We start from the raw sequence: 23,496 nt of genomic DNA, 5'->3' as shown, positions 1-23,496 counted from the left end.
CTTATTCTCTATTCAAATAAAATATCCTGATTTTTCTCCCGCCTCTTTTTCCAAATAAGCATGATAATAGGAGAAATAATGATCACGCAATACAAAACAGCCACTTTCAGCTGCGAACTGTAGATTAAAAAAGCCTCACTTAGCAGGGATCTATTAAAAATAAGCACGCATACGAGCACAAAGATGGGCAATTGAAAGCCGATGATGGCGATGTAGTTCTTGCAAATACTTGAAACATAAATCGCTACGAGAGATAAAGACAACGTTAGCACATAGGTTAACCCAATCGTTAAAATTATTAATTGCAGAAAAGTAAAGTCGTACCAATACACCGTGCCCATAAAGGAATTAATCCCACTAGCAAGAAACATCCCGATATCATTTGTAGCATAAATGCTGTAATATACAACCAAGAGAATCGTTGTAATCAAGAAGGCTGAAAGTGCCCCTGCAGCAACCTTTTTCTTAAATAAACTTCTTCCTGCCTTTGAGGTGTACTGTAAACCAATCATATTATTCTTATAGTCTCTAATAAAAATCGGTGAAATCATAAATAGAACACTTACTAGAATGGTGATTGTTATATTTTTACTAATTGAATGGAAGTTATCCTCCACAGGATAAGCAGGAAAAATAGAATTGACGGCACCAGTGTTGACCACTTCTTGAATCCTCCGCTCCTGGTCCTCTGTTGGTTGCTCAATATAACCATAGCCGTAGCGTTCTTTAACAAATTCAAAATCCTCAATTATGTCTTCTCTTGCAGGAATCTCCCAAAATAAATCAACACCTATATCAAATACTATTTTTGAATCTAGCTGACTAAAAACAGGATCCCTAACAACCTCATTTTTCATTTCCCGATATTCTTCATAAGTCGTAATGCCAAGCTCTGCAAATTCTTTGTCTGATTGAATGTATTCATCTGCTTTCTTGATTTCCTGCTGAAGCACCTCTTTAAAATCCTTAAATTCTTTTTCATCTAATTCATGACCATATTTTTCAACCATTTCAATGCCAATATGATAATGATCCGTCGCTGGTCTACCATTTGGAAAAACAGATATGTCAAAACCTATGAAAATATAATACATGAGCATATTTATTAAAACTAAAATCAGCAGCATGACCGGATTAAAAATTTTCTTCATTTCCTGCCATATGATCCTCAAAATATCCACTCCTCTACTTTAGATCACATTTACGAAAACTTCTTGCGCAAAAAAGAATGCCAAGTAGCAAAATTACAAACCAAACTCCAACTGTAATCACCTCAAAATATGGAGTAAACGTAACCGCTCTATGCATAAACCATACAAACGAATTTAGTACAAGATTAACTGGTGTAAAATATCCTAATAGGAAAGCTATATTACTACGTGGAATAATTCCTTGATTAGCAAAAATCACTCCAAAAAGACAGAGAAAAATAAAGAATACTAGATAGCTATTCCGTACATATCGAGCTAAAATAGCCGTCATCATAGTAAATAAAATGGTTAATACATAAGCTAACAAAATACAAGATGTTAAATACTCAATAAATGAGAGATTCCACCAAGACATAAACCATTCTTTTCCTGCATTGAAAAAACTGCTGATTGGTACATGCCAAAATTCCTTATAGGAAAACACGCTGAAGTAAGCTATCAGCCCGAGAACCAGTATGAAAGTGAATAGCAAAACATTGATGATTAGCGCAGCCCTTAGTTTATCTCCCCATAATCCTCTTCCTCTTTTTGAGCTATAAGCAATTAAATAAGTTCCTTTATCAAACTCAAAATTTATTATATAAGCCGTTACAAGGACTGTCAGAATTAGGCTTTCTATTAAGATTGCTTTAAACATCTTTTTAAATAGCAATAGATGTGTTTCAAACACTCTTTGCGATGGGAAAAGATGCTTATATTCCTTATTTTCAAGTACTTCCTGATAGCGTTCCGTAAATTTCCCATACTGACTTCTAATCAATTCTGCCGCCTGCCCACTAATTCCATACTGCTTTATCTCAAGTTCAGCGATTGCTATTGGATCAATGTTTTGAAAGCTTTCTTCTAAATGAAGACTAGTGAAATAGTAGTATTCAAGCAAAGCTATTTCATTAAAAAGCAAAAGCTCTTTTTCATTAAAATGATCAGCCGGATAAAAGGATTGATCAGAATAAAATTCGTCCATGCTTTCATAAGTCTTTGACAGAACTTCATTTGTTTTCTCATTTACCTTTTTCATCTGGGCTTCATAATCTTGCTTCATCTTGTCCAGCATTTCATCATTGATTTCCGTTCCATATTTATCAGCAAATTGATTTACCTTACGTAAATCATCCTTAATAAAGGAATTTTCATAGATTAAGAAAAAATTAAAGGCAATAAATACACCTAAAAGCCCGAGGATAATCGGCGAATGGAATGCTTTACGGATTTCATACAGCAGGACCCTCATACCTTTTGCTCAACCTCTTTATCCTGATATTGATAAAGAAAAACATCCTCCAGAGTAGGTTTCACACGCTTCCATTCTGGTCTTATGTTTTCTTCTGCAATGAATCGAATGTTCATCCTGCCATTGTCTTGCCTTTCAGAAAGAGATAAAAAATTCTTCCGAAAGGCCTTTACCTGATCAAAATCCATTTCTATTTCATACACTTTGCCATCAAGCTGCTGACAAATTGACTGGATGCTGTCTTTATAAAGAACACGCTTATCTTTTATCATAATTATTTCATTGGCAATGGACTCGACATCCGACACAATATGAGTGGATAAAATAACAATTCGATCTCGAGCTAAGTCAGATAAAAGATTTCGGAAACGAACACGTTCTTTTGGATCAAGACCTGCAGTCGGTTCATCTAGGATTAGGATTTTGGGATCATTCAGCATTGCCTGAGCAATTCCAACTCTTTGAATCATCCCTCCCGAAAACTTTCCCATCTTCTTTTTGATTGCATCCTCTAATGCAACAAGCTTGAGCAACTGAGGAATTTTTTCATTTGCAGCTTGCTTAGAAATCCCTTTAAGAGCGGCTAAATATTGTAAATACTGATTCGGATTGTAGTTCTTATAATAGCCAAAGTTTTGAGGAAGGTAGCCAATTAAATCACGATACCTCTCACCCATGCTAAAAATAGTTTGTCCCTCATATAGAATTTCTCCTTTTGTTGGAAACAGCAAAGTTGTCAGCATTTTGATTAAAGTTGTTTTCCCCGCTCCATTCGGGGCAAGCAAACCATATACTCCGTTCGAAAACTCAAGCTGGATATCCTGTAAAACTGGAAAATTCCCAAAATCCTTACTTACACTATTAACTGTTAACATAGCTGATTGCTCCTTCCCTTTGATTCTGAATAATGAACTCTTTTATCTTCTTCAAAAATAAATAGGCAGATAGACAAATGACAATTCCATATAAATACCATGGGACAGAAACAAGAAGTTGCTGGTAAACGACTGAATCAATAAAAACAAACAAAGCGTTAAGCCCTATCCAGCTCATGACCGCTGCCACCTTCGTAATCATCTTTTTTAAAACTGTAAACACATATAAAAACAATAAGGAGAAAATCAGCAAGGAAGTTGTCGAAATCATGAATGCCTGAACGAAATGCACAGTTGAAAATTTCATCGCCATAGCAAGTACCCATACCGTGTTTAATAGAAAACAAAACACGCTAAATATAAGCATTCGAAAAGCAGCTAGTTGATACAGGTTATATTTGCATGTCATCTCTACTTCAAATGTTCCGTTAATTTTACTGTGTAGAAATGGCAATAGTGAGAGCACACCATAAAGAATTGGTGAAACAAGCATGATAATACCGTAAAAACTAGAAGATGACTCATACCTCTCCTGACCACTCGTTAATACTGCAAACATCAAGATCACTGCCATCGTCACAGCAATTGAGATTTCCTTTCTATCCCGTATTAAAAAACGAACGCCAATTTGTCTGTACATACTGAGTAGTAGTCTAGGAAATGATTCTCTTTCAATCTTGCCTTTTTTAACAATCGCAGTTATTTCACGTTCAATAATTTTTTTATCAGGGTAAGAGAATTGCTTTTCATCATTCATCAGCATGAACCTCCTTCACTTCTTTCCGTACAAACCTCAAGCTTCGATAATACTTGGTTTTAACTGTCGATTCAGGGATTTGCAATGTTGCTGCAATTTCTTGAAAGGTATAATCCGCAAATAACTTAAGACGAAATATTTGCTGAAGAGAAGTTTCTAGTACATTGACAGCCTCCATAACAGTCCCTATCTCATCCTTCTGCAGCAGCATTTCCGTAAAGTCTTCATCCCCGCTGATTGCTATATCAGCAAGATCCTCCGAGAGATTGCGTATTTTATAATGCTTCGATCGAAAATAATCGACTATTTTATAAGTAGCAATCTTGTATAGCCATGTTCGAAATGAAGCCCTTTGCCCTTCAAACTGATTGAGTCCTTGGAGCATATTAATAAAGATTTCCTGCGTTAAATCGAGCGATTGCTCTTGATCAAGAGTCTGTTTGTAAACGTAATGGTATATTTCGCGGTAATAGATGGAAACAAGTTCATTCGCTGCCGCTTCACTTCCCTTTTTCTTTATTAATTTAATCAGCTTAAGCTCTTTGTCCATTTCTCACCACTCAATTTCTATAACATCATCTGTTTTATAAGCTTATACCTATTTATTCGTAAAACAATAATAAATAGTTTTGCCTTTTCGTACATTTTTCAAGAAAAGATTTTTGATCAAAAAAGACTTTATTACTTTTATTAAACGAATTTGCACAAACTATCCATCAGGAAACGAACGAATTCCTTATGGTATAATCAGACTAGTCATTCAGCAAGGAGGATTCACGTTTGATTACGGATTTATATAAAGATGCAGAAGAATTTATTCGAAACTGCTATTATGAGTTAAATAAGAGTGAACAAGAAATAGACAATCGTTTGCATCAAATTAAAAAGCAAATAAATAGAGTCGGATATTATGAGCACACTTCAGAAGAATTAGAGCATGGAGCTAAAATGGCTTGGCGCAATAGCAATCGGTGCATTGGAAGGTTATTTTGGGAAAGTCTAAAGGTGTTTGATAAGCGAGATTTAAGTACGGAAGAATCCATTCGAGATGCTTTATTTGAGCATATCGAATATGCTACAAACCAAGGGCGTATAAGGCCCACCATTACTATTTTCCGCCAAAAAAAGAACAAGGAATCAGTCAGGATATGGAATCATCAATTAATACGTTATGCCGGTTATAAAACAAAAGATGGCATTATAGGTGATCCTGATTCTATCGCATTTACCGAAATATGTACTGGACTTGGCTGGAAGGGGAATGAGACGCACTTTGATGTACTTCCTTTAGTTATTCAAATGAATGATAACAGCCCGCAAATGTTTGAAATACCTAATGAGCTTATCCTAGAGGTTCCTATACGTCATCCTCACTATGTGTGGTTTGAAGATATGCAGCTTAAATGGTATGCTGTTCCGATTATTTCGAGCATGAGTCTTGAAATAGGAGGAATTAATTATTCCGCCGCTCCTTTTAATGGTTGGTATATGGGTACTGAAATCGGAGCAAGAAGTCTAGCTGATGATTTTCGATATAATATGCTTCCGAAAATTGCCTCATTAATGGGATTAGATCAAAGCAGAAATAGTTCTCTCTGGAAGGACCGAGCATTAGTTGAGTTGAATGCTGCTATCATATATTCATACAAAGAGGCTGGAGTCAGTATCGTTGATCATCATACAGCAGCACAGCAATTTAAACGATTTGAGGAAAAAGAATCAGAGTGCGGACGATCTGTAACAGGAGACTGGACATGGCTCATTCCTCCAGTTTCTCCTGCTGCAACACATATTTTTCATAAGCCATATAATAATGAAACAAAATCACCGAATTATTTTATTCAGCCTTTACCTTATTAATTTTTTTGAAAAAGAAAAAGCCACATATTTTTGTTGGCTTTTTCTTTTTCTACTTGCAGATGCTCCATTCTTTTGCTAAAATCGTTTCATAGCTAACGATTGTGAAAACTTGAAGGATGATCAAATGAGTAACTTTAACAAAGATAGAGAATTACTTCCAAAGGAAATTGATACAAAAAATAGGTTAAGCAATATATCTTTACCATCATTAAATCTTAATGCCATTGCTGTCGCTACTAACATATATCGAAGTGCACAAGGGCTAAAGCTAAAGATGGAGCGAGAAGTTCTTGGACAATACGGATTATCGTGGACAGCCTTCTCCCTGCTATACGATCTTTGGATTTCAGGTTCTATGGAAACAAAAAAGCTATCTCAATCATTAGGAGTCACAAAAGCCACTGTAAGCAATATTACAAATACGTTAGAAAGAAAAGAATTCGTTACTAGAAAAGTCGATCACCATGATAGAAGAAATGTTTTTATTACCATTACACAAGCTGGTATAGAGGCAATGGAGGAATTATACCCAAAATTCCATCAAGGAGAAATTGACCTAGTCAGCCATCTATCCATTGATGAACAAGCATTATTAGCTACACTTTTAAGACGAATCATAAGAAGTAACAACTTTTAGATAACTAATTTTATAAAATGCAATGATAGGATAAAGTAGTTTATTATCTCCCTGTTTTAGAGAGCCGATGGCAGGTGCGAATCGGTACAAAGATAATAGCGAATTACCTCCTTGAGCTTTCTTTGTGAACCTAAGCTTTACTAGCAAAGAACGGACGAGCCGTTATTCGTATAAGTGGAAGAATTGAATTCTTCAACAAGGGTGGTACCGCGTGCAATCAACCACGTCCCTTTTTTAGGGATGTGGTTTTTTTATATATTTTTTTAATAAACTGGAGGCGGAATCATGGAGAATTTTATCGAGCAATTATCAAAAGAACAATTAGTCGAAGTTGAAAGACAAATGGCTATGTACTCTCTCGGTGTTCAGGAAATTATTCCAACAGAGGAGTTAAAAAATAAAATCGCAAAATCCGTATTGTTGAATAACCCGCTTAAAATTAAATTAGGATTAGATCCTTCTGCACCAGATGTTCACCTTGGCCATACGGTTGTTTTAAATAAGCTTCGGCAGTTTCAAGAGAATGGTCATATTATTCAATTAGTGATTGGAGATTTCACAGGAAAAATTGGTGACCCCACTGGCAAATCAGCTGCAAGAAAGCAACTAACAGATGAAGAAGTAAAATTCAATGCCAAAACATACTTCGAGCAATTCGGCAAAGTATTGGAAATGGAAAAGGTAGAGCTCCATTATAATTCGAAGTGGCTATCAAACTTAAGCTTTGAAGAAGTAATTAATTTAGCTGGGAAAATTACGGTTGCCAGATTGCTTGAACGAGATGATTTTGAAGAACGGATTGCTCTCGGAAAACCAATTTCCCTACATGAATTCTTCTACCCATTAATGCAAGGATATGATTCAGTTGTCTTGGAGAATGATATTGAATTAGGTGGAACAGATCAACATTTCAATATTTTAATGGGCAGACACTTTCAAGAAAAGTTTGGAAATGAAAAGCAGGTTGCCTTGTTAATGCCATTATTAGAAGGTCTTGATGGTGTTGAAAAAATGTCTAAATCGAAGAAAAACTACATTGGAATCGATGAAGCTCCCGAAGAAATGTTTGGAAAAGCGATGTCCATTCCTGATGAATTAATGAAAAAATATTTTGAGTTAGCAACGGATTTGCCACCAGAAGAAATTAAAATCATTATAAAGGAGCTTTTCAGTGGAGAATTACATCCACGAGACGCCAAAATGCTCCTAGGTACAACCATTGTCAGAATGTTTCATGGTGAAGAGGCAGCTGAGAAGGCGAAGCAGCAGTTTATTGCTGTGTTCCAGCAAGGTTCGATCCCTGATGATATTCCCATAGTGGAATGGCAAGGAGAAAAACAAGTTCCGATTGTGGAATTGCTTACAATCCTCGGTTTACAGAGTTCGAAAAGCGAAGCAAGAAGAATGATTCAAAACGGCGGAATCAAAATTAATGAAGAAAAGGTTCTTGATATTCAATTAGTCGTTTCAATGACAGACAACTTAATTGTGCAAGTTGGGAAGCGGAAGTTTGTAAAAATAAGATTAAACTAGTATCAAAGCTTTTTATTTGCAAAGGGTAATGATAAAGTGAAACTTACATCAGTGGGGTTTCTTTCATCCCCCACTGATGGTTAGTTGAACCAATCGGGCCTTTACGGGCAGTAGATCCCCCACTTAGGTTTCTTTGATTCTCTCGCAAACTTGAAGTGGGGGTCTTACTGCCCGTTAATCTGCGATAAACTAAATATTAATACGCATGGATGGTAAAAATCCATGCGTATTTTTGTGTTTTTTTCCGAAGAAGAAGGACTTTGTTCATAAATGCAGAATTCCTTTTTCAAAACCTTAAGCAAGGAGCGGAAAAAGATGCAAGATATAAAAATTCGAGATTATGATGAAGCCGTTCGGATTATAGAAGAAGCTGGGATTCTTCCTTTAGCGCCACTTATCCCTAATCACCCTTCCCTCAGTGGCATCACTGCTGCTGAACTTTGGCACACTGATACCGAATTGGATCCATGGAAATGGCGAGTTCGTTTTCCTGCAGACGGAACAGCTGCTTACGGGAAATTTATTAAGAAGAAAGCCGTATTTATTTCTAGTGATCTCTTTCCCTATATTCAAGCTATTGTTGGAAGTGAAAATTCGCTAGAAGAACGATATAACGATGGATTAATTTCAAAAGAAATGAAGGAATTGTTTTCAATCATCAAACAAGAAGAAGGAATTGAGACAAGGGCATTAAGAGCGATGGCGGGTATGAAGGATAAGGAATGGAAGAAGCCATTTGATAAGGCATTATTAGAGCTTCAAGGATCTTTTGATATTGTTATTGCAGGAGTAAAAGAAAAAACAAACGAAGCGGGTGAAATAAACGGTTGGAGCAGCACCTCTTATGAAACAGCTGAGTATTGGATGAACAATGCCAATATCAGCAAATGCAATTTAACAACCGAAAAAGCGAAGCGACATCTTTACGATCGCCTAGCCCAGACATCTAGTCCGGAAGCTATGGTTTTCTTCGGGAAAATATTTAAGTTTTGATAAAATACAGAAAAGGACGAACTACCTAAATTAAATTTCGAGCACTAATAAGTTATTATTAATATCGGGAGAGAGATGAATCAATAGGGAAACTAACGCTTTCACATAACCAGTATGGAAAAAGATACACACAAAATATTTTGAAAGGCCGCGCTTGGATTTACTGTCCTAGCGCGGCCTTTACCTGTTGAGACGATTAGAAAAACTTGGCGTTCGCCAAGTCTTTTTTGGCGAATGCCTTAGTTTTACTTATGCGATCTTATTAGCAGATATTTAATTGAACACACACTTTACTTTAGTCAATAAACTTAAAATTTCCTATTAGCCAAAAGTATTCGATTTTCAATAAGACACTTGCTCCATTTTTATTTCGTTATCCGATTGCTCCTTCTGTTTCTTTCGATAGATAATTTTTGACAAGTTAATACTAATTTCGTATAAAACTATAAGAGGTATTGTTACTAATATTTCTGATAGGAAATCAGGCGGTGTAATCATACAAGAAGTGACGACAATTATAAAGTAAGAAATCTTTCGAGCTTTCGAAAGAATCATAGGGTTAATGATGCCAATAGAAGTCAGGAACATAACCACTAGCGGAATTTCGAACAAAAATCCAAACGGCAGTGTCAAATTAATCATGAATTTGAAATACTTTTCAGATGTAAACATCGTTTCAAATTGCCCCTCAGACAAGGAAATTAAAAAGTTAAGAACCGTTGGATATACAACGAAATAACCGAAAGACAAACCAGCGATAAAAAGGATAAACAATCCGGGAATGTATGAAATCGTTGTTTTTCGTTCTTTATCAGAAAGCGCTGGTTTAACAAATCTCCATATTTGATAAGCGGCAATTGGAATGGTAAGAGCAATCGCGACTACAGCTGAAAGCATAAAGTATACCCAAATAATTTCACTTGGCCCCAATACAGCCAATTTATGGTTAAGATCACGAACAAGCCATGTATAAATATCCTGCACATAAATGAAGGAACCGATAAAAAAAATGATGAAAGCAATCAAAGTATAGATAATCCGTTTCCTAAGTTCCTCGAGATGACCTGTCAAAGGCAACTTTTGAATAGGCATACTATTTCTCCTTATTTAAAAAATAAGAAGATGTAAGCTTACTACTTACATCTTCGTTTCATTTACTTAACTTCCTCTTTTTCTTCTTTTTCTTCTTTTTCGTCTGACACTAATTCCTTAGTAGAGTGTTTAAATTCTCTAAGTGTGTTACCGAAAGCACGTCCAATTTCAGGCAACTTAGATGGACCGAATACGATTAAAGCAATGATCAGGATTAATATTAATCCTGGAATACCGATATTTTGAAGCATGGTGTCTCCTCCTTAATAAATTATTCTATTTTTATCAACAGCCAAAAGTTAGAGGAACTTCATTCATTTCTAGTTTTATTTACTGCCAACAGTGAATGTTGTTGATGCAACAGCATCATAACCGCTGCCATAGAAATAAACCAATTTATACGTTGAACCTTCCTTATATCTTCCTGGATACATATTATTCTTTGGATTATAAGTAAACTTACACGTTCCATTTGTTACTTGAGTGTACATCCACCATATTGAAGCGATTGGTCCCGGTTCATCATTTATTTCATATAAACCTATCCAATCACTTTTTGGAATTCTAGCATTTTCTACCGTAACCTCTACTGTATCTTCTACTCCATTTAAAACATTTTTGGATAAGCTAATGGTTACTTCTTCTACTACACCGTCCAACGTTTTTCCTAATACTTTTAAAGAATTATTACTTACATTTCCGTATGCATCAAGAGCGTGTACTTCAATCTCATATGTAGTGTTTGGCCTCAATTCGTCAATTGGCAATGTTAATGGATTTGGTACAGGATCTTTATAGAACTCTGAGAAAGCAAGAAATTCTTTCGCTACTTCATTTGTTTCTACATTTCTTGCAACTACTTTATAGTCATGTACAAGAAGATCGTCTTTAGCTTGAGTAAACATGATGGCTAAACTGGTAGCAGTCGTTTTTTCATTCACAATGGAAAGCATCGCATCTTTTGTAAAGAAAGGTGCCTTTTTGTCTCTATCTTCTGTGTATTTAAAATTATGCTTATCAGCAGGATAGCTGATTTCGAATGGTTCACCTGTCCAGTTATTGTTATGAATATCACGGCGTTTAATGATTACTTTGTTATTATAAACCTCTACAATTAAGGCTTGATTAAGGAAATCGGCCCCTTCAGGTACTTCCCCTTGGATTCTTCCGCTATCAATCCACAAATAGGCACCCGTTGAAGTCCCAATAGAAGTAAAATCTTTTTGGTGTATGATTCTAGGGTCATCTAATGGATAGTGGGTATGACCAGAAAAAGAGATTACTTGCGGATATTTTTTCAAAGTATTGTAAAAAAGATCTCTATTTCCAGAGAAGCCCCATTCGCTTCCATAAATGGTTCCTGTGATAGGCTGGTGATGGAAGACAAAAATTGGTTTTTTCGGATCATCAGCATTTGCTATCTTTAATTGTTCAGCCATCCATTCAATTTGCTTCACTGAAAAGGTCCCAGATGTGTTGCCATCTTCCGTACCAAGAACAATGAAATGGTAACCTTTGATTACCTTATGATAGAAAATCGATTCCATCCCTGTTTTCTCACTGAACCTTTTTTGAGAATCAGCTGCTGATAAACCATTCCAGTAGTCATGGTTTCCAATAGCAAACATAGAAACTGCTTGAGGTTGTTTTCGTGGATTATAAGCAGACATAAACTTATCATATTCTTCTACAAGTCCCAAATCCGTTAAATCTCCAACAACGGCAAAAGCATCTTGCTTAGGAGCAACTTTATTTAACTGTTCTAATGTAGTAATAAACTTATTTAAAAAATCATCGCTCTGACGTTGAATATGAACATCACTTATGACAGGAAAAACTAGATTTGGTATATTTCCATTTGAACCTATAACAGGAGTGTTAGATGCAGCACTCACAGATAAACTATTTAATGAGTTTACTAGAGAAAATCCTAAAGCAACTCCAGCAACTTTGGTTGCTCCCCCTAAAAAGGTCCGTCTATCCAACTCCTTTTTAAAAAGATCATCGTGTAACATTTTTTCATCTTCATGGTTCAATTTATCGTTTTTCATTATTATTACTCCTCTCAAATGATAGAATAGTTTATTTTAATTCCAAGGAAAAAGGTCACTTAACAATGTAGTATTAAATTGTAATAAAGTACCATCTTCACCTAACAAAGCACCTTTAATCCCATGAAAATTAAACCTTCTTTCCCACATTATCATGGGAATAAATAACAATTGATACCCACCTCCGAATAACACAAAATGAAACATTTTTGCACAAATTACTTCTTGCAAGAATTAATAATACTCAAAAATTATTGATATACTGTAAATCGAGTGTGAATTATTGTTGTTTTTTTGTTAATAACACAAAATGAAACATTTACACACATTTGCTCTTACGGTGAATTTTGAATGCTTTCAAAAATAGAAACAATCTATTTTTAAACTTTGCAACTACGCCTCTGTCTTCGCCTTTCCAAGGCTCGTCAATCGGCGAGTTTTCTTTATGCGATCTTATTAGCAGATATTTAAATGAACACACACTTTACTTTAGTACGTTAATAGACTCAAACTTTCTGTTAGCCAAAAAAAGAGGAAAAGTAGAAGGTTACTTTTCCTCAACAATTAACTTATTCACGATTTCAATACCTTCTTTATTATATTTCTGCAGTATTTTTTCAGATAGCTTTGAATCAGAAATAATACGTTCGATCTTTTCGAAATGACAGACTTTCAATAAAGATGAAACATCGAATTTGCTGCTATCCGCTAACACTATGCAGCTTTGAGAATTTTCAAGCATTTTCTTTTTCACTTGGTATTTATCTAACCCATAATCCGTCAGCCCTTCCCTCAAGGAAATACCGCTAATGCTCATAAAAAACGTATCAATGTGAAATCCTTCAAAAAATTCTTCCGCCATCGAACCTACAAGACATAACTCTTCATTTCTAATTACTCCACCAGGCATCATAATTGTGTAATGAGGCATTTCTGAAAGTTCATTGGCAATGATTAAGGAATTTGTTAAAATTGTTAGTCTTTGAAATCTGCTTTTTAATTCCTTCGCGAATTCGGTATTGGTTGTGCTGACATCTAAAGCAATGGATTGGCCTTCTGTAACAAATTGTGCAGCAATTTTCGCTATTTCCTTTTTTTCCTCAATATTCTTAGTTTCCCGTAATGAAAAATTGATTTCTTTACTGCTAACATTATCTAATACCGCGCCTCCCCGTATTCTTCTTAAATATCCTTCTTTCTCGAGATATTCTAAATCCCTGCGGACTGTTTCAGTAGATACTCCAAACATTTTTGTGATCGAAGATACCTTTACTATTTTATTTTTTCGCAAGTTTTCCATTATATTTTCATGACGCTCATGAGCTAACAATATTTTCACCCACTTTAGTAAATAAGCACTACTTGTTTTTACTAAAATAACACAAATTTGCATATTTTCACAACAAAACTCATTTTTTTTTGTTAATATATACAAATAAATCCCTTAATCGTAGATTCAAACATTCTTCAGAAAGATTAATTTTTTTATAAAAAAGAAATAGAAAGAGCGTGTTTTGATCAAGCTTTTTCAAAACAAACTCTTTCTATTTGTTCATTTATTTAATATTTGGTTAAAGCTTCATTTTAAAGTAACATCTAAACAATATAAGTTATCTACATAATTATCTGTGACTTATAATAAATGTCATGTAATCATAATTTCTTAGAAAAGGACATTTATGAAAAACGATACTTGATCTTATCACTTAGGAATTACACCTATCACAAAGGCTTCTCTATTCAAACCATCCTCCCATTCCCCATTCATATAAGCACTTATTGTTACATTATCTGCAGGTGGTAATCCTGTCGCATTATTACCATGAACAAACATGCGTACATTTTCATTATTAAATACCGGAGGATCAAACTGTAGATTTGTATCCAATACCTGCTTAATATTATTATTTTTTACATCAATTTCCACATCTGCTTGGAGCTTTATCCTGACCTTATCTCTTTGGATTTCTTTATATACTGTTTTCTGACTCTCTTCTCCAAATGACTCCCCGTATGTTACCAAGAGCTCATTCGAATCCTTATCTCTTATTGTCACAACGACAATGCCATCCTTTACTTTACGGTCAATGACAACCGTTTCTTTTCGTTCTGGGATCCAAACATACAAATTATCTAACGCAACCTGATGCTCTTTTAAAATAGAATCATAATATTCTCCTTTTTCACTAATGGCTATGCTTTCAGAATCTTTACTGTCCTTAATGACCTGTTGTGAGTTGGTAGAATTTCTCTCTAAGCTAGATTTATCTTGATAAAATTCTAATCCTATTAGGCTTAAAAAAATAATTGCTGCTCCCGTTACGAAACTAACAACTGTACGTTTCATGATCATACTCCACCATTTCTTTCGCTTATAAGTGAATTCAAACTGCTGAATTTCATTAAGAATTAGTTCCTGCACATGATGCTGAAGAACTGGCTTTGGAAGGGATTTTAATTCATTCATAATTTCAATTTGCTTATCTTCTTGCATTATAGGAACCTCTCTTTCTCTTTTTTTAGAGCTTTAATCGCTCGATGAAATGTCAGTCGAACCTTCTCTTCACTCCAATTTAAAACATTCGCTGTTTCACTTATTGACAGCTCCTTTATACCACGCAATATAATCACATCTCGATAATTGCTCTTTAATGTTTGGATAACCCTATGTAATTCTTGATTTGACTCATTCATATTGAATACTTTTTCAGGATTATTTAATGCTTCATCCTCATGAGGTCTCATCATCAGAATATCCTTCATTTTTCTTCTTTTCCTTTTTCGGATTTCATCAATGGCAACATGCCTCGCAATGCTGAATAACCAAGTTTTCGGGCTTGATTTACCTGCAAAATGGTCCACACTTTTTATTGCTCTAATAAAAACCTCCTGAACTAGATCCTCTACATCACTTGTGCCAAGATAATAGATAAGAAATTGATATATATCATTGCTATATTCATAAAACCATTCACTAATCTTGCTGTTAGACATTTTTATCCCCCGGTTCATTCACTTCAAACAATTAGTCGTGTATCCAAAACTTTTGTTTCACTTTTTGAAAAAAGAAAGGAAATTTTATGTAAAGTATAGAATCATATTAGGAATATTTTAAAGAGAACATTTTAGATGATGGCTACTTCAAAAAGGAATCTAATTAACATTATAAAGGAGCTCTCCAATGATACATCGAGTAAACATCCAAGCCTTCATTTATACAAAAATTCCTTATCCCTCATTTTTACTTTTGAAAAGAGCTGTAACTCGAGGAGGATTTTGGCAACCAGTAAGCGGAGGGATTGAGCATAATGAGCATCCTACGCAAACAGTAAGAAGAGAAATTTATGAAGAGGCTGGGATTATAAAAGTAGAGGCGATAATCGACTTACATCATTCTTTTATATTTCAAGCTATTAAAAATAATATTCCGATGAAAATGAAAGATATTTGCTTTGGGGTTGAGGTTAAAAATATTCCTTCAGTGAGGATATCCGATGAACTTGAAATATACAAATGGTGTTCAGAGGAAGAGGATTTAACATATTTAAAGTGGGAACCTAATCAAACTGCATTAAAAAAATTGTGTTCAATTATTTATTCATAGAAAACCCGCATGGCTACCTAAACCACACCATCTACCATGAAAAAAAACAGAGCAGAGTGATAAACTAATTCCCTGCTCTGTCTTTTATCCTTTGAGACAATTTTTCAATCTCATCCTAAATATTGATGCTGAAACATACACATTCTTATGGCATTATGATATTCGCCGTCCACAAAAAACTCATCAATCAATTCACCTTCAAAGTGGAATCCCAGTTTTTTATATATATGAATGGCTTTTTCATTGTTTTTATCGACGATTAAATAAAGTTTGTACATATTTAATACAGAGAATGCATAATCCATCGCTAGCCCAGTTGCAGACTTTGCATAGCCGTGGCCTTGATAATTCGGATCGATAATTATTTGGAATTCTGCCCTCCGATGAATATAATCAATCTCAACTAATTCAACTAGCCCAACCATTTCTCCGTTTTTCTCCACTATAAATCGCCGTTCACCTTGATCGTGAATATGCTTATCATATAAATCCTGCAATTCTACAAATGACTCATAAGGTTCTTCAAACCAATATGACATGATATTTCCATTGATGTTAAGTTTATGAACAAACCCTAAGTCAACTCTCTCTAGTGGTCTTAGCTTAACTTCATCACTCATGATGTTTTATCCTCCGAGTTAATTTCTTCTTATCATAACCATTATACAGAAATTATTGTATTTTTATCAAAGACAAAGCCTGACCGTTTATTAACAAGGATGTTCAGTTGGAGCTACAAACATAAATCCATCTAAAGTAATTTATTTTGTTTCACGGTGCAGAGTATACTTTTTCAACTTTGGTGAGTATTTCATTAACTCAATACGTTCTGGATTATTTCTTTTATTTTTTGTGGTAATGTAATTTCGTTCACCTGTTTCTGTACAAGCTAACGTAATTTTTACTCTCATGATAAACATCTCCTTCATTATTATTTAGAGGTAGCGTGTATATTTGTGAAACTAAGCTGATGCCGTAAATGGAGGAAGAGGATCTTTCAATTTCATCCAGTCTATTTGCATTTCCTCTTCTGTTAATAAGCATGCATCTAATGAAGCCTCAATTTCCTCTTGCTTCATTTCAACTCCAATGAAAACAAGTTCTGTCATTCGATCTCCAAACTCTTCATCCCATCTCTCAAGAAGCTCTGGAGTTTCCTTCAGAATCATTTCTCTTTCCTTTTCAGGATAAGCAGCAAGCCATTCACCTGCTCCTTGCAGAATGATAGATGGACCTGCTTGCGATAGCAGACCTGTCATATCATTCCGAGTTGCTAGCCAAAAGAAGCCTTTTGCACGAACAATATCGACTGGCCAATCTTCTAGCCAGTTCGTCCATCTCTCAGGATGAAAGGGTCTCCTCCTCCGATAGACAAAGGAAGAAATGCCAAATTCCTCCGTTTCTGGAGTATGCTCTTCATTTAATTCCTTCATCCATCCTGCTCCTTGACTTGCTTCTTCAAAATCAAATAAATGAGTATTCAAGATTTCATTACATTCAACTTTTCCATGGACACTTTCTATAATCTATGCATCAGGATTTAGCCTTTGCAGAACCGATGTAAGTTCTTTTACACTTTCGTTATCTACTAAATCAACCTTGTTCAAAATTAATACATTTGCAAATTCAATTTGATCTATTAGTAAGTCGACTACTTCACGAGTATCTAATTCATCCATTGCTTGTTTTCGATCCAGCAGGCTTTCACCTGATGCAAAATCGTGCCAAAATCGATTAGCGTCCACCACAGTTACCATTGTGTCAAGACGACAATACTCCGATAAATTTATTCCAAGACTATCATCTACATATGTAAATGTTTGGGCAACAGGAATTGGCTCTGAAATTCCGGTTGATTCAATCAAGATAAAGTCAATATTCCCTGCTTGAACAAGTCTTTCCACTTCGATCATTAAGTCTTCTCTTAATGTACAGCATATACAGCCATTTTGAAGCTCAACTAATTTCTCATCTGTTCGTGAAAAGCCTCCTTGCTTGATCATCGAGGCGTCGATATTTACTTCACTCATATCATTCACAATTACAGCAATCTTTTTATTCTCACGATTCGATAATATATGGTTTAATAATGTCGTTTTCCCCGATCCTAAGTAGCCACTTAGCACAGTAACTGGTATTTTCTTCACTATTCTTTCACCTCTTTGTTTTAATCAAAATCATTACGATTTAAAAGAGATCATTTACTCTTCTTTTTTCACTTACAGGTTCAAATCCATATGATTAAATTAACTCTAGGTTGTTTTTTTGAATTTGTATTTCATTTTTACCTTTTCAGGTAATAAAATAACCCTTTGTAAAACGTAATGATTCCGATTTAAATATTATAATATTGTTTTTATTAATGCAAGTTTTTTTAAAATATAAATTTTCCTATCAAAAAAGAATTAAATCTTTTTAGTTCGCTCAACCTGGAAAAGGACTCCTGTGTTTTGAGAAAGTAAATATTTTTTTATAGGCTAACAGCATCGAAATAGCCTTCAAAAAATGTTTATTCTACAACATACAAAATGAACGGCTTTGAGTGGTTTAATTAATGAATACTTTGGGAAAATTTTTATACACAACTACTATATGCAGACGGTTACTTTCTGTCTGTTTTCATCAAACATTTTTTAAAGGTTAAATTCGACAAAACACTGCGTATTTTCATATACTTTTTTGGTACCAATAAAAACATTTTAGTTTTATTGTTTTATAAAGGGGTAAATTTCCTTCAAAGTAAGGTTGCATCAGGCTGTCCTGGAATTGATCATTCAGAAAGGATTAAAGTTTACAATGAATGATCTAGCCGCAAATCTCGGAATTAGTAAGCGGACCATTTATGAGCATTGTGAGTCTAAGGAGCATTTGATTAGCGTTATCGTTGATGATGCAATCAATGAAGTAAAAGAAATAGAAAAATTGATCTATGAAAACGACGACTTGACTACCGTTGGCAAATTAAAAGAGATATTATTAATCATTCCAAGTGGACTACAGTTTGGAGATGCACGATTGTTAGCAGAAATGAAGCGTTATGCCCCAAAAGAATGGGTGAAAATTGACAAGCAGCTTCAAGAAGAATGAGGAACGGTAACCGCTGTTATTGAGCAAGGTATTGCAAATGGCGAGCTTCGCCCTGTCCATGTGCCAAGCATTATCCAAATGATGCGTGGGGCATCAACAGCCATTTTTGACCCACAGTTTTTGATGAGCTCACCAGAATCCCTCATTAATACTCTAGAATCAATGGTTGATGTCTTAATCAATGGATTGGCTACTCCACAAAAGGAAAATAAATATTTATAGAGGAAGTGATATTAGATGGCATGGGTTTTTTTAATGCTAGCGATTCTGCTTGAGGTAGCTGGCACTGTATCAATGAAGCTATCAAATGGTTTTACGAAGGTTTGGCCGTCAGTGTTAATGGTTGTTTTATATTTATTAGCCTTTACATGCTTAAATTTTTCATTAAAACAAGTACCTGTCAGTGTCGCATATGCTATTTGGTCAGGACTCGGTACGGCTGCTATCGCCATTATCGGGTATTATGCTTTTCATGAGTCGATGAATCTTATTAAAGCGGTTTCTATCCTATTAATTATATTAGGCGTAATTGGACTTAATATCGGTGATAGTGAAAAGAACACTGAACAGTCTCTTGCAAAAAGCCAACAGATGGAGACAGGCTCACAAGAATAATCTTTTATGTTGATCCCCCACTTAGGTTTCTTTGATTCTCTCGCAACCTTGAAGTGGGGGTCTTACTGCCCGTTAATCTGCGATAAAAATCCCATATTAATTGCATGGAATTAGTCACTCTATAAAAAATTGTTCAAACTCTACATAAAAATCTCCTTAATCATCTAGACTAATAAACACAAACCTTTTAGAAACTATTTACATCACTTTCACTTCACCTTAATACCATGGTAAATTGCAAAAATTAAATTGGTTTGACTATCTATTAAGTAGGAGGAAAAAGATTGTTTAAAAAGGGGCTTAAAAAGAAAATTTTACCTATTGCTGTCGTATCTTTATTTGTTGTTGGTGGTTTAGTGGGGTCTTTTTCAACTCCAATTGCAGAAGCGAAAGTAAGGAATCCTAGTAATGGAAAGGTAAAAAATATCATATTTATGATTCCTGATGGCTTTTCCTCTTCTTATGTAACAAACTATCGTTGGTATAAAGGGAGAGAATCGCTTATGGATTCCATGTTAGTCGGGATGGTTAAAACATATTCGGCTAGTTCAGAGGTAACTGATTCAGCAGCAGCTGGGACAGCAAAGGCAACAGGCGTAAAAACAAATAACGGGATGATTAGCACTTCACCTGATGGAAAAGAGTTGAAAACGATTTTAGAAGCAGCTGAAAAGGCAGGAAAAGCTACTGGACTAGTTGTGACCGCTTCCATCACTCATGCCACACCTGCCGTGTTTGCTTCACATGTTGCTTCTCGTGCCAATGAAGAGGATATCGCTCCACAATTAATAAATAATGATGTAGACGTATTACTCGGCGGCGGTAGAAAATATTTTACTGAACCTTTATTAAAAATCGCAAAAGATAAAGGGTATGAAATTATTAATAACCGTGAAAAGTTGGAAATGGCAGGGAAAACAGACAAGCTAATCGGTTTATTTGCTACTGTAGGCTTATCACCTGAGTTAGATCGGGACGAAACAAAGGAACCTAGCTTAGCTGAAATGAGCAAAAAAGCGCTTGATGTACTTAAAAAAGATAAAAATGGCTTCTTCTTAATGATTGAAGGAAGCCAAATTGACTGGGCTGGACATGCTAATGATGCGGCATGGGCGATGAAAGAGATTGAGGCCTTCGAAAATGCATTAAAAGAAGTTTTGGAATTTGCAAAAATGGATAAAAATACTTTAGTTGTTATTGCTGGAGATCATGACACGGGTGGGATGTCAGTCGGCGGGTACGGTAAGTATGATGCCAACCTAGAAATCCTCCGAAATGTAACAGCTACAGGTGATTTTATGGAAAGCAAATTGAATGCAGACCGCAGCAATATCAATGAAATAATAAAAGAGTATGCTAAAATTGATTTAACAGATAAGGAAGTTCAAAAAATAAAAACAGCATCAAAGCCGGCCATTGCCATTAATGAAGTCATTTCAAAACGTGCACTTGTTGGATGGACAAGCTTAGTCCATACTGGCACTGATGTACCTCTATATGCATTCGGACCTAGCTCTTATCTTTTTAGTGGGTTGCACAATAACACTGATTTACCTAAATTAATGGCAAAAGCAATGAATATTAATTTTTAAATACAAAAGGTTGACTTAAGACTAAGTCAACCTTTTGTCGTAAAGCTCCTGCTATTCACTTTCCTCTTCGCTACTTTTTCCATTTAAATAGTTCTTAATCTCATATTCTTTATGTTTTTCATCTAACCAAGTGGAATACTCTGATGATATTTTTGTTTCGAATATGGCAGCTTTTACTTCCTCTTTGGATTCCTCATAATTTGCTTCTTTAGCTTCCTTTTTATCCGTTACTTTAATTACATGGTAACCATATTCTGTCTTCACTGGGTCACTAATTTTACCGACTGGAAGAGAGAACGCAGCATTTGAAAATTCTTCAACCATATCTCCGCGTCCAAAATAGCCTAATTCTCCTCCGGATTCGCTATTTGATGCATCTGTTGAATATTCCTTTGCCAATTTAGCAAAATCTTCTCCAGCATTAATTTTCTTGATTACTTCATTTGCAGTCTTCTCATCTTTAACTAGAATATGACTTGCTTGTACTTGCTCCTCTTGAGCAAAGCTAGCTTTATTTTCTTCAAAATAGGTCTTCATTTCATCATCTGTAATTTTGATTCTAGGCTCTAGCAGCTTCTTTGTAGCCAAAAAGATTTCCATATCCTTTTCAAATTGCGAATATTCGACTCCGTTTGATTTAAGAATTTCCTTAAATGCCTCTTCTCCACCGAATTGTTCTGCATATTTTTCCATTTCTTTATCGATCTCTTTCTGGCTAATATCGATCTTTTCCTTCTTCGCTTCTTGTTTAATTATTTCATCCATAATAAGCTTATCTAACATTTCTGGACCATTTTGAGAGACAAGCTGGTCGTAAAGTTCATCCTTAGTAATTTTTTCTCCGTTTACACTTGCTACATTCTTATTTGGGAAGACGATTAATGTAATGACCAAGGCAATCATGATCATTAAAGCTGATATCCAAATTACTCTTTCTTTATTCTTCATTTTTTCTCCTTATCAATATGACAGTTGCTTACTTGTTAAAGTAACTTTTACTGACTTTAATTTTCCATCTCGGTAAAATTCAACTTCCACTTTATCTCCGATGGAATGATTATATAAATTTTTACGGAGGTCATTAGAATCGTTAATTTCTTTACCGCCGATTGACACAATGACATCCTGTACTTGAAGACCGGCTTTAGCACCAGCGGCATCTGGGTCTACTGTTGTTACAACTGCCCCTTTTGTCACAGAGCTAGGGAGATCTGGAAAATAGAATCTTGGAATTTCATTTAGATCTGCTAAGCTCACACCAAGATAAGGACGAACAATTTGTCCATTATCCATAATTTCCTTAATAATCTTTTGCACCTCATTGCTCGGTATGGCAAATCCTAATCCTTCTACACCGTTTTCGGCAATTTTCATGCTATTAATACCAATCATTTGGCCAGAAGTATTAATTAGAGCTCCTCCACTATTCCCTGGATTAATGGCAGCATCTGTCTGAATAACCTCTACATCCCAATTTCCTGCTGAAGTAGAAACCTCTACGGAGCGATTAACCGCACTGACAATCCCTTGAGTTACCGTTCTTGATAAATCAAGTCCAAGTGGGTTCCCGATAGCTAATACCTGATCACCAGCGCGGACCTTCGAGGAATCGCCAAAATCTAGAACAGCTGCGTCTTTAGCATCTGAAATTTTTAATACCGCAATATCAGTTAAAGCATCTGTTCCAATTAATTCAGCTGTTGTTTTATCACCATTCTCTAAAGTAACTTCAATCTTATTTGCATTTTCAATAACATGATTATTTGTCACAATGTAAGCAGTATTACCTGACTTTTTAAAAATGACTCCAGAACCTGATCCACTTTCAAATTCTCCACCTGTTTGATTTAAGAAGGGGTTATTTTGCTGCTGAATATTGGTTATACCAACAATAGCCTTTGATGCCTGCTCGATCATGTCAGCTAAGGAATTCGTTGAAACATTGTTTACTTCTGGAGATCCAGAAGATGGATTGGCTGATGCAGCTTGAGAAACTTCCTCCTGTGGTGCATCATTATTAAAATTAGGAAGATACGTTACAGCTGTTAATGTTAAAACTGATCCAATTACACCTGCTGATACAGTCATTAAGAGGCTTTTAACCTTAGAGTTTTTTACTTGCTTTGTTTCTAAACGACTCTGTTCAGTTTTCTGGAATTGTTCATTAAGTGAGCTGTCTTCGTTATGTGAGCCTTCCTCATTAAGTGAACTATCTTCATTAAATTGGTTTTCTTCATTAATTGGGCTTTCCTCATGAAGTTGGTTTTGTTCATTAAATGGGCCTTCCTCATTAAGTGAGCTGTCTTCAGTAAATTGGTTTTCTTCATTATTAAATTGACTGTCCTCTTTCATCTCAAT

24 protein-coding genes, 1 pseudogene and 1 other annotated feature are annotated in these 23,496 nt (G+C 35.2%); of the genes and pseudogenes, 8 read left to right on the top strand and 17 right to left on the bottom strand.

Annotated elements, in window-relative coordinates:
- Positions 1-8 precede the first annotated feature (8 nt).
- The 5 genes from KHA94_RS17760 to KHA94_RS17740 are packed head-to-tail and all read right to left on the bottom strand — an operon-like array spanning position 9 to position 4,624.
- Positions 9-1,172 carry a hypothetical protein gene (locus KHA94_RS17760; protein WP_213103472.1) on the bottom strand — a complete coding sequence of 388 codons (1,164 nt, stop codon included), beginning with the start codon at positions 1,170-1,172 and terminating at the stop codon, positions 9-11.
- 13 nt (positions 1,173-1,185) lie between these two features.
- Positions 1,186-2,442, bottom strand: coding sequence for a hypothetical protein (locus KHA94_RS17755; RefSeq protein WP_213103471.1), 1,257 nt, complete (start codon positions 2,440-2,442; stop codon positions 1,186-1,188).
- On the bottom strand, positions 2,439-3,317 hold the full coding sequence (locus tag KHA94_RS17750; protein WP_213103470.1) for an ABC transporter ATP-binding protein: 879 nt from the start codon (positions 3,315-3,317) through the stop codon (positions 2,439-2,441). The genes KHA94_RS17755 and KHA94_RS17750 overlap by 4 nt, the downstream gene beginning before the upstream one ends.
- Positions 3,304-4,074 (bottom strand): hypothetical protein, encoded by a 771-nt coding sequence (locus KHA94_RS17745; RefSeq protein WP_213103469.1) that lies wholly within the window; start codon positions 4,072-4,074, stop codon positions 3,304-3,306. Before KHA94_RS17745 ends, KHA94_RS17750 begins: the two co-directional genes overlap by 14 nt.
- Positions 4,067-4,624 carry an RNA polymerase sigma factor gene (locus KHA94_RS17740; protein WP_213103468.1) on the bottom strand — a complete coding sequence of 186 codons (558 nt, stop codon included), beginning with the start codon at positions 4,622-4,624 and terminating at the stop codon, positions 4,067-4,069. Before KHA94_RS17740 ends, KHA94_RS17745 begins: the two co-directional genes overlap by 8 nt.
- 233 nt (positions 4,625-4,857) lie before the next feature.
- Here KHA94_RS17740 and KHA94_RS17735 point away from each other — a divergent pair, with 233 nt between their 5' ends.
- From KHA94_RS17735 to KHA94_RS17720, 4 genes are all read left to right on the top strand, one after another.
- Complete coding sequence (locus KHA94_RS17735) at positions 4,858-5,934, top strand: nitric oxide synthase oxygenase (protein WP_420828180.1); 1,077 nt, start codon at positions 4,858-4,860, stop codon at positions 5,932-5,934.
- Positions 5,935-6,058: 124 nt separating this feature from the next.
- Positions 6,059-6,571: a MarR family winged helix-turn-helix transcriptional regulator gene (locus tag KHA94_RS17730; RefSeq protein WP_213103466.1), complete on the top strand. Its 513-nt coding sequence runs from the start codon at positions 6,059-6,061 to the stop codon at positions 6,569-6,571.
- 13 nt (positions 6,572-6,584) lie between these two features.
- Positions 6,585-6,805, top strand: a binding site (T-box leader).
- A 51-nt stretch (positions 6,806-6,856) separates the two neighbouring features.
- Positions 6,857-8,104 carry a tyrosine--tRNA ligase gene (gene tyrS, locus KHA94_RS17725; RefSeq protein WP_213103465.1) on the top strand — a complete coding sequence of 416 codons (1,248 nt, stop codon included), beginning with the start codon at positions 6,857-6,859 and terminating at the stop codon, positions 8,102-8,104.
- 315 nt (positions 8,105-8,419) lie between these two features.
- Entirely contained in the window at positions 8,420-9,097 is a 678-nt protein-coding gene (locus KHA94_RS17720) for an AlkZ-related protein (protein WP_213103464.1), read from the top strand.
- Positions 9,098-9,439: 342 nt separating this feature from the next.
- Here KHA94_RS17720 and tatC read toward each other — a convergent pair whose 3' ends face one another.
- The 6 genes from tatC to KHA94_RS17690 form a co-directional block, all read right to left on the bottom strand.
- The gene (gene tatC, locus KHA94_RS17715; protein WP_213103463.1) at positions 9,440-10,189 is read right to left on the bottom strand and encodes a twin-arginine translocase subunit TatC; all 750 of its coding nucleotides are present in this window, start codon (positions 10,187-10,189) and stop codon (positions 9,440-9,442) included.
- 62 nt (positions 10,190-10,251) lie between these two features.
- Positions 10,252-10,440, bottom strand: a complete 189-nt coding sequence (tatA, locus tag KHA94_RS17710; RefSeq protein WP_213103462.1) for a twin-arginine translocase TatA/TatE family subunit — start codon at positions 10,438-10,440, stop codon at positions 10,252-10,254.
- A gap of 75 nt (positions 10,441-10,515) precedes the next feature.
- Positions 10,516-12,240, bottom strand: coding sequence for a metallophosphoesterase family protein (locus KHA94_RS17705; RefSeq protein ID WP_249365589.1), 1,725 nt, complete (start codon positions 12,238-12,240; stop codon positions 10,516-10,518).
- 547 nt (positions 12,241-12,787) lie between these two features.
- Positions 12,788-13,570, bottom strand: coding sequence for a DeoR/GlpR family DNA-binding transcription regulator (locus tag KHA94_RS17700; RefSeq protein WP_213103460.1), 783 nt, complete (start codon positions 13,568-13,570; stop codon positions 12,788-12,790).
- A gap of 372 nt (positions 13,571-13,942) precedes the next feature.
- On the bottom strand, positions 13,943-14,734 hold the full coding sequence (locus KHA94_RS17695) for a hypothetical protein (protein ID WP_213103459.1): 792 nt from the start codon (positions 14,732-14,734) through the stop codon (positions 13,943-13,945).
- Complete coding sequence (locus KHA94_RS17690) at positions 14,734-15,234, bottom strand: RNA polymerase sigma factor (protein ID WP_213103457.1); 501 nt, start codon at positions 15,232-15,234, stop codon at positions 14,734-14,736. The genes KHA94_RS17695 and KHA94_RS17690 overlap by 1 nt, the downstream gene beginning before the upstream one ends.
- A 187-nt stretch (positions 15,235-15,421) precedes the next feature.
- Between KHA94_RS17690 and KHA94_RS17685 the strand changes: the two genes are divergently transcribed.
- Positions 15,422-15,844 carry an NUDIX hydrolase gene (locus KHA94_RS17685; RefSeq protein ID WP_213103455.1) on the top strand — a complete coding sequence of 141 codons (423 nt, stop codon included), beginning with the start codon at positions 15,422-15,424 and terminating at the stop codon, positions 15,842-15,844.
- Between the two features lie 110 nt (positions 15,845-15,954).
- Here the strand turns inward: KHA94_RS17685 and speG are convergent, their stop codons facing one another.
- The 3 genes and pseudogenes from speG to KHA94_RS17670 all read right to left on the bottom strand — a co-directional run bounded on the left by speG (position 15,955) and on the right by KHA94_RS17670 (position 17,994).
- Positions 15,955-16,464, bottom strand: coding sequence for a spermidine N1-acetyltransferase (speG, locus tag KHA94_RS17680; protein ID WP_213103454.1), 510 nt, complete (start codon positions 16,462-16,464; stop codon positions 15,955-15,957).
- Between the two features lie 141 nt (positions 16,465-16,605).
- Positions 16,606-16,755: a 50S ribosomal protein L33 gene (gene rpmG / locus KHA94_RS17675; protein WP_213103453.1), complete on the bottom strand. Its 150-nt coding sequence runs from the start codon at positions 16,753-16,755 to the stop codon at positions 16,606-16,608.
- A gap of 51 nt (positions 16,756-16,806) precedes the next feature.
- Positions 16,807-17,994 (bottom strand): annotated as a pseudogene (locus KHA94_RS17670) (GTP-binding protein).
- A 616-nt stretch (positions 17,995-18,610) separates the two neighbouring features.
- On the opposite strand from KHA94_RS17670, the gene KHA94_RS25990 reads away from it, so the two are divergent.
- A complete protein-coding gene (locus KHA94_RS25990) occupies positions 18,611-18,931 on the top strand; it encodes a TetR/AcrR family transcriptional regulator (protein ID WP_249365588.1) in 321 nt (106 codons plus the stop codon).
- Here the strand turns inward: KHA94_RS25990 and KHA94_RS25985 are convergent.
- Positions 18,919-19,113 (bottom strand): hypothetical protein, encoded by a 195-nt coding sequence (locus tag KHA94_RS25985; RefSeq protein WP_249365587.1) that lies wholly within the window; start codon positions 19,111-19,113, stop codon positions 18,919-18,921. The genes KHA94_RS25990 and KHA94_RS25985 overlap by 13 nt on opposite strands.
- A 55-nt stretch (positions 19,114-19,168) precedes the next feature.
- Here KHA94_RS25985 and KHA94_RS17660 point away from each other — a divergent pair, with 55 nt between their 5' ends.
- The gene (locus KHA94_RS17660) at positions 19,169-19,546 is read left to right on the top strand and encodes a DMT family transporter (RefSeq protein ID WP_213103452.1); all 378 of its coding nucleotides are present in this window, start codon (positions 19,169-19,171) and stop codon (positions 19,544-19,546) included.
- A 284-nt stretch (positions 19,547-19,830) separates the two neighbouring features.
- The gene (locus tag KHA94_RS17655; RefSeq protein ID WP_213103451.1) at positions 19,831-21,138 is read left to right on the top strand and encodes an alkaline phosphatase; all 1,308 of its coding nucleotides are present in this window, start codon (positions 19,831-19,833) and stop codon (positions 21,136-21,138) included.
- 51 nt (positions 21,139-21,189) lie between these two features.
- On the opposite strand, the gene KHA94_RS17650 is transcribed toward KHA94_RS17655, so the two are convergent.
- Complete coding sequence (locus tag KHA94_RS17650; RefSeq protein WP_213103450.1) at positions 21,190-22,086, bottom strand: peptidylprolyl isomerase; 897 nt, start codon at positions 22,084-22,086, stop codon at positions 21,190-21,192.
- Between the two features lie 12 nt (positions 22,087-22,098).
- The gene (locus tag KHA94_RS17645; RefSeq protein ID WP_213103449.1) at positions 22,099-23,490 is read right to left on the bottom strand and encodes a S1C family serine protease; all 1,392 of its coding nucleotides are present in this window, start codon (positions 23,488-23,490) and stop codon (positions 22,099-22,101) included.
- Positions 23,491-23,496 lie beyond the last annotated feature (6 nt).

The organism is Cytobacillus citreus (genome assembly GCF_018343665.1).
Taxonomy (GTDB): Bacteria; Bacillota; Bacilli; order Bacillales; family Cytobacillaceae; genus Cytobacillus; species Cytobacillus citreus.
Note: the sequence above shows the minus strand (reverse complement) of the source record. Positions and strands in the feature narration are given on the sequence as shown.